The organism is Qipengyuania xiamenensis (assembly GCF_019711495.1).
Taxonomy (GTDB): domain Bacteria; phylum Pseudomonadota; class Alphaproteobacteria; order Sphingomonadales; family Sphingomonadaceae; genus Qipengyuania; species Qipengyuania xiamenensis.
The window spans coordinates 1-5,424 of the sequence record NZ_JAIGNM010000004.1; the positions used below are offsets into that span (position 1 = coordinate 1).

The window sequence follows — 5,424 nt, forward strand, 5'->3', positions numbered from 1 at the left end:
TCACCGATCATCTCTTGTCTAAACGTTTGATGACGCTGAAAATTGCAGGAATGGGTGGTTTCCGCAATCGGGTCGTTAGCGACTGGTCCGCTTCTGGTACATCACTGGCTCGGTTAAAGCGACTTCAGGTGGGTGGAGAGTGGACGGTCCGCTTCCGGTTCAGCCTCGCGTAAGTAGAGCAAATTACAGCTTGCGAACTGCAATGTATCGCATTTGCTCCTCCGCCTCATGCTGGGTGTAGAAGTACTCTCTCTCACCATCCGGAAGTCGGTAAATGCCTAATCCGTGAAAATCATAGTCCTGTTGAAACGCATCTAGGCTAGATTCAGCGGTGAATTGATGGATGCGAACGGCGTTTGGACTGACTGCCCGCCTGTGTTCATCAGTCGATGAGCATACTGCTCCCATTTCAAAAGACGAATTGGTGGGGTCATGCCAAATTTCAAAAATCAGCTTGGGCATTCTGCATTCTGACTTCAAATACCGCTGTCCGCAATCGGGTCGTTAGCGGCTGGTCCGCTTTTGGCACAGCGGCAACTCGGTGAAAGCGTCGAATGATGGGTGGAAAGCGGTCATTCCGCTTTAGCTCTCAAACGCCAGAATACGCCATGAGGAGCGCGAACGAAAGAAGCCCCGCTGGTATGAGAGCACCAAGCACTGCGATCACTCCGGGAATGCCGGAAGCCGGGGCCGTCCCGCGGAAGTCCGCAACTGCTTTCCGAACGCAGTAGATAGCGGTCCACAAAAGCAGAGCTATAGATAAGGCGGTCAGGGCGATCATAGTCGCAAAATGTCAGTCTGACGTGATGTCCGCAAGGGGGCGTTAGCTGAATGGCCGCTTTCGCGCGGAGAACTGGAATAGCTGGCGTTCCTCAACGAGCGAAGCAACAATCAGGCGGCACACTCGGCAGCCAGGTCAGAAAATAGCTGAGGAGTATACCGAACGGATTTGCCCATTCGGGAGAAGAAAGGCTTCACTGCTCTGGGAGCTCAAGCCCACACTCCTGCGACCACCATTTCCTGTTCTCGGCATTGTCGATCGCTAGATTTCCCGCACGACCTAGCGGAGGATCCGATATCATCGAAACCGTGCGGGGAATTTTGGAGAGCCTAGCGAGCAACACCTGAAGGTCTTCCCAAGAGATAGAATGCTCGTTGCCGTTGAGTGACCAACTGAGCGTGCCGGGGTTCTCATCATCTGCTGCCGAGATGCCAATCAGCCCATGACAAATCCCGTTACGAATCTCGATGGGCTTCTGGAGTTGGACGCGGAGAGCCCTTGCGAGCTTAGGGTATAGAGAGGCGGCTGGTTGCGTAGCAGCCACCATCTCTTCCCAAGCGTTCAAGACAGCGGCAACGCCATGCAAATTTCGGGGGTTCGAGCCGGAAACGCGCATGACCTCGTCGCGCGCACGTCGTTCGATTCTAGACCAAACCAGCAGGAGTGATCCAATCGACCCACTCATTTTGTCGAAGGTAACACTCAAGTCTGATTGATCCCTGCAATTCGGATGATGTCTAAAAGCGGCCTATCGTGAAGTCTGCAAGGTCCGGGAATTGATTGCGCAGTGTTTTATGTGAAAGGCTGCGGAATCGTTGTTACCGCTTAGTCAGCTCTAGGCATAGCTGGCGTACCGCTCGAAGGTCTCGAACTGGGTGGGAAACAGACGCGCGCTACTCAGAGAGTTGCTGAGAAGTTTTGCCTCTCGCTCGGGCCATAGACCGCAAGGTTTTTAACCCGACGAAGAAAATGGCCAAGATGGGCAAGGCGAGCGAACCAATCAGGAATATCTGCCATTCCTCAATCGCATGAGGAAGATAGGCGACAACACCCATTGCGTAGATAAGAGAGACGAGAGGTATGCACGAATAAAGAACCCGAGCCCGCCATTCTAAAGAAGGTGGGGCGTACAGGTAGGCATACCTGCATTGCATCGCAAAAACTGCCAATATGATGACAGATTCGATCATTTAAGCATTCCTTGGGCCTTCATCATCACGTTCTCTAAGAAATTGGATGGCAGGCTTGGACATAGTCCGCAATCGGGTCGTTAGCTGCCCGTCCAGTCGTGGCACATCGTTAGCTCGGTGAAAGCGTCGTCAGATGGGTGGTTGACGGACACTAGAAAGCAGGGAGAAAATACCGGTTCAGTCCAGCCCATATCGTTGCTGTAACAAGGCCGTAGAATGCTCCGATTCCAAACACTGCTGCCGAGGAAGGAGACAGTAACCAAAGCACGCCGCCCCCCGTCAGCGCGCCGCAGGTGATTGCGAAACCATATGAGCGAGGTAACGACCAACGAGGCCGCACCGCTCGGAATATCGCTGCAACCCAAAGGGAGCCAGGCAGCGTAAATATGAGGATGCCTAGCGCGAACCGGAATGGGAAAATGCGGAGCGTCGGATCAGTCAGAGCGTCCGGCGTTATCAACAAGGTGGCGTAGCTCGCAATCAGTCCGCCGCAGTAAGCAGCTAGAACGATATTAGCTAAACGTTTGAGCCACATGGCATTGAGAATAGCCGCAATCTCAATGTCCGCAATCGGGTCGTTAGCCGCCCGTCAGCTCCTGGCACATTCCTAGCTCGGTGAAAGCGTCACCAGGTGGGTGGAAACCGGACCTTTCAGATTGACCTCACTGCGGACCGACGCTTTGCATTTATCCGATGATTCAATCTGATCGAAGCACGAGATCGAAGCTCATCTTCGCATCGGCATCGCTGGCACTCGTTGCCGGCTCTTGGGCCGGAATTGTGCCAAGTATCGTCGTAGTGCTTGCGATAGGGATACTAGGAGCACTGTATTGGCTCTGGTGAAGAAAAATAAGAATGGGCGAAAGACCGCAAACATGGCCGCTTTCAACGGCATTGTTTGGCGCCATTACAAGCTCGGCGAGAGCGTCGCCAGATGGGTGGAAGGCGGACCGGCCGCTAACATGCGTTCTCCAATGCGACCGGATTGCGAGAGTGGCGGCTAATTCGCCAAATGTGCCTTTAGTCGGGCACGTCTGCGACGGACAGTCGCCGCGTAACTCAGACTCAAAATGACTACAGTGAGAAATGCCGACGCTATTTGTGCCCAGAAGAATGCTTGCTCGTTCACTCCATCGGCTAAAACGACAATCGCCATCAGTATCCAAGTAAAGGCTCCCCAGGCGGCAAATGGAGCCAACAGAATGCTTCGAAGGCGTGGACGAAGTGTGGAGGAGGCTCGCTTGGCTTCACCTTCGAGAAGATAAGCGAGTGCCAACGGCCCACCCAAAAATCCAATCAAGAAAAAGCCGTCAAACATCTCAGAATGTTAGGGCGAAGATTGAACGTCCGCAATCGGGTCGTTAGCGGCTGGTCCGGTCTTGGAACATCAATAGCTCGGCAAATCCGTCACGAACTGGGTGGGAAGCGGACTAAAGTTTCTCTGGTCAAAGAGTGATCAGGAGCAACTCTCTGCCAGCTTGCGGGACGCCCACAAAAGCGTCGGGCACCTCGACCACCTCGTAGATATCATACGATTTGTCGGCCAAGGAGACCGTCTCGAAGTATACGAGGGTCATATCATAGCTGACGCCAATCTGAGAAGAGACTGCACTGGCGTATTCGTTTGGAAAAGTCGGCTTAGGCGAAGCAACGACCTTAGGCGCCTCCGCATAGAGCGATGAGCGCATCGAAATCTGCTGAAACTCGGCGGTCAGACCGGGAGCCTCTTGCTCAGAACACGAGGCAGTAAAGACCGCCGAGGTGAACAGAGCTGCCGCAAATGCTCGACCCATTCTCATGCAAATCCCTTTGATCCGAGTAATTCTGATTAGCTTATGGGCTTTGATCTCTAGGTCCACAATGTCCGCAATCGGGTCGTTAGCTGCCCGTCCGCTCCTGCCACATCCTTAGCTCGGTGAAAGCGTCATTAGATGGGTGGTTAGCTGCCGTCACCGGGCTCATCATAGTATCTCTTCTCATGACTTGTTCTCGCCTTCAAAATCGGGCGCATCTCATGAACTTCGGTCACAAAGAAGCGTGTCTCGCCCGAAGCATCTGAAAACTTCCAGATGGACAACGAGGCATCGACTACGCGGAAAAATCCCTCGTGATGACTGAGGGTATTTGAAGGCGTTTCTTCAATGACCCGCTCTGCTGTCTCCCTTGAGAAGAACGCGTTGAGCGGAAAATCACAGCCATTGTGCTGAACGCTGATTCCCCCATCGGAAATTTCGGCTCCCGACATGTAGCTCATCGGAACTTGGAGGGTTGCTTCAAGATTACCGGCGCCGGTCGCCTTCCCAATCGCTTCGACTGTGCATTGTTCACCGCCGTCCACATCCTCGCCCACACAACTCGCTGTAAATGGCATAAGTAGGAGACAAAGGGTCGCGCGCATATTCATGCTGGGGTTTTGGACCGATGAGCCTGCGACCGCAATCGGGTCGTTAGCTGACAGTCCGCTCCTGACACATTCCTAGCTCGGTGAAACCGTCGCCAGAGGGGTGGTAAGCGGACCTTTGACTACCTAGGCTGGTAGGATGAATGGTCATAAGGAAACTGAGCGCACGGATGCGCTTCTTGCTCGCCTCCGACGGCTCGCGCCGGACTTGCGCGCGGAAGAGACACGTGGAGCATTTGGAGCCGTGGCCTCCTACGTCTCAGACGATGGCCGCCGCATTTTCAGCTTTTGTACCGATGGCCTACTGGTCGACCCAGACTGTGAAGCCCGGTTCGTTCCTTACTCAGAAATCGACAGCACAAGCTATTATGGGACCGAAGAGCTAAGGCAGGAAAAGTTCGGTCACATGTCGAAAGGCATGGTTCTGAAACTTCGAGATGGAACGTCGCTCGCAATACCACTGAAAACGCGTTCCGACCGTTTCTCTGAGCGCCTCAGGATTGCCCGCTTAATCGAAATACGGGTTCGACTGGCAAAAGCTGACCAAAAATAAGTGACGAATGTCCGAAATCGGGTCGTTAGCTGCCCGTCAGGTCCTGGCGCATCGTTAGCTCGGTGAAAGCGTCGTCAGATGGGTGGAAAGCGGACATTGTGTCCTCTCACTGAAATCAGTAGCTCCAACCAATGCAAAGTCATTTTCTTAGCGTGGCGACATTTGCCGGCTTGCTTGCTGCATGCAGCGCTAGCGAAGCACGAACACCGTCCCAGCACGACGCGTGTGAAATCGTTACGGACTATGTGGAGCGGTTTGTGGGAGAAGCAGAGCGCTTCAGGACGCAAAATGCTGATGCTCCGCAATATATCGCAGTACGAACGGCACCGTACCAATTGCGCGCTATGATCACTAAAGACGGTCCGGTCGAGGCCAAATCGCCGGACGCAATCACTGACACCGCCGATTGGCGCAATATCACGAAGCTTCCCGAGCAAAGTGTTCTTGAGGCATGTGTCGACCTTGGGTCTTCGCTATCCCAACAAGCCGTCATTTCCGA

7 protein-coding genes are annotated in these 5,424 nt (G+C 53.8%); 2 read left to right on the top strand and 5 right to left on the bottom strand.

Annotated features, from left to right (window positions below):
• Positions 1-183 precede the first annotated feature (183 nt).
• From K3165_RS13900 to K3165_RS13920, 5 genes are all read right to left on the bottom strand, one after another.
• Positions 184-462: a hypothetical protein gene (locus tag K3165_RS13900; RefSeq protein WP_221549517.1), complete on the bottom strand. Its 279-nt coding sequence runs from the start codon at positions 460-462 to the stop codon at positions 184-186.
• Between the two features lie 1,212 nt (positions 463-1,674).
• Positions 1,675-1,971, bottom strand: a complete 297-nt coding sequence (locus tag K3165_RS13905; RefSeq protein WP_221549518.1) for a hypothetical protein — start codon at positions 1,969-1,971, stop codon at positions 1,675-1,677.
• Between the two features lie 1,000 nt (positions 1,972-2,971).
• Positions 2,972-3,289, bottom strand: coding sequence for a hypothetical protein (locus K3165_RS13910; protein WP_221549520.1), 318 nt, complete (start codon positions 3,287-3,289; stop codon positions 2,972-2,974).
• Positions 3,290-3,416: 127 nt separating this feature from the next.
• A complete protein-coding gene (locus tag K3165_RS13915) occupies positions 3,417-3,764 on the bottom strand; it encodes a hypothetical protein (RefSeq protein ID WP_221549521.1) in 348 nt (115 codons plus the stop codon).
• Between the two features lie 146 nt (positions 3,765-3,910).
• On the bottom strand, positions 3,911-4,375 hold the full coding sequence (locus tag K3165_RS13920; protein WP_221549523.1) for a hypothetical protein: 465 nt from the start codon (positions 4,373-4,375) through the stop codon (positions 3,911-3,913).
• Positions 4,376-4,616: 241 nt separating this feature from the next.
• Between K3165_RS13920 and K3165_RS13925 the strand changes: the two genes are divergently transcribed.
• Positions 4,617-4,925 carry a hypothetical protein gene (locus K3165_RS13925; protein WP_221549525.1) on the top strand — a complete coding sequence of 103 codons (309 nt, stop codon included), beginning with the start codon at positions 4,617-4,619 and terminating at the stop codon, positions 4,923-4,925.
• A gap of 131 nt (positions 4,926-5,056) precedes the next feature.
• Positions 5,057-5,424: hypothetical protein (locus K3165_RS13930; protein ID WP_221549527.1), on the top strand; the 368-nt coding region annotated here is incomplete at its 3' end.

What these genes read in the sequence shown, in the direction of transcription:
- K3165_RS13900 (WP_221549517.1), bottom strand. Translation starts at nt 462, where the DNA reads ATGCCCAAGCTGATTTTTGAAATTTGGCATGACCCCACCAATTCGTCT.
- K3165_RS13905 (WP_221549518.1), bottom strand. Translation starts at nt 1,971, where the DNA reads ATGATCGAATCTGTCATCATATTGGCAGTTTTTGCGATGCAATGCAGG.
- K3165_RS13910 (WP_221549520.1), bottom strand. Translation starts at nt 3,289, where the DNA reads ATGTTTGACGGCTTTTTCTTGATTGGATTTTTGGGTGGGCCGTTGGCA.
- K3165_RS13915 (WP_221549521.1), bottom strand. Translation starts at nt 3,764, where the DNA reads ATGGGTCGAGCATTTGCGGCAGCTCTGTTCACCTCGGCGGTCTTTACT.
- K3165_RS13920 (WP_221549523.1), bottom strand. Translation starts at nt 4,375, where the DNA reads ATGAATATGCGCGCGACCCTTTGTCTCCTACTTATGCCATTTACAGCG.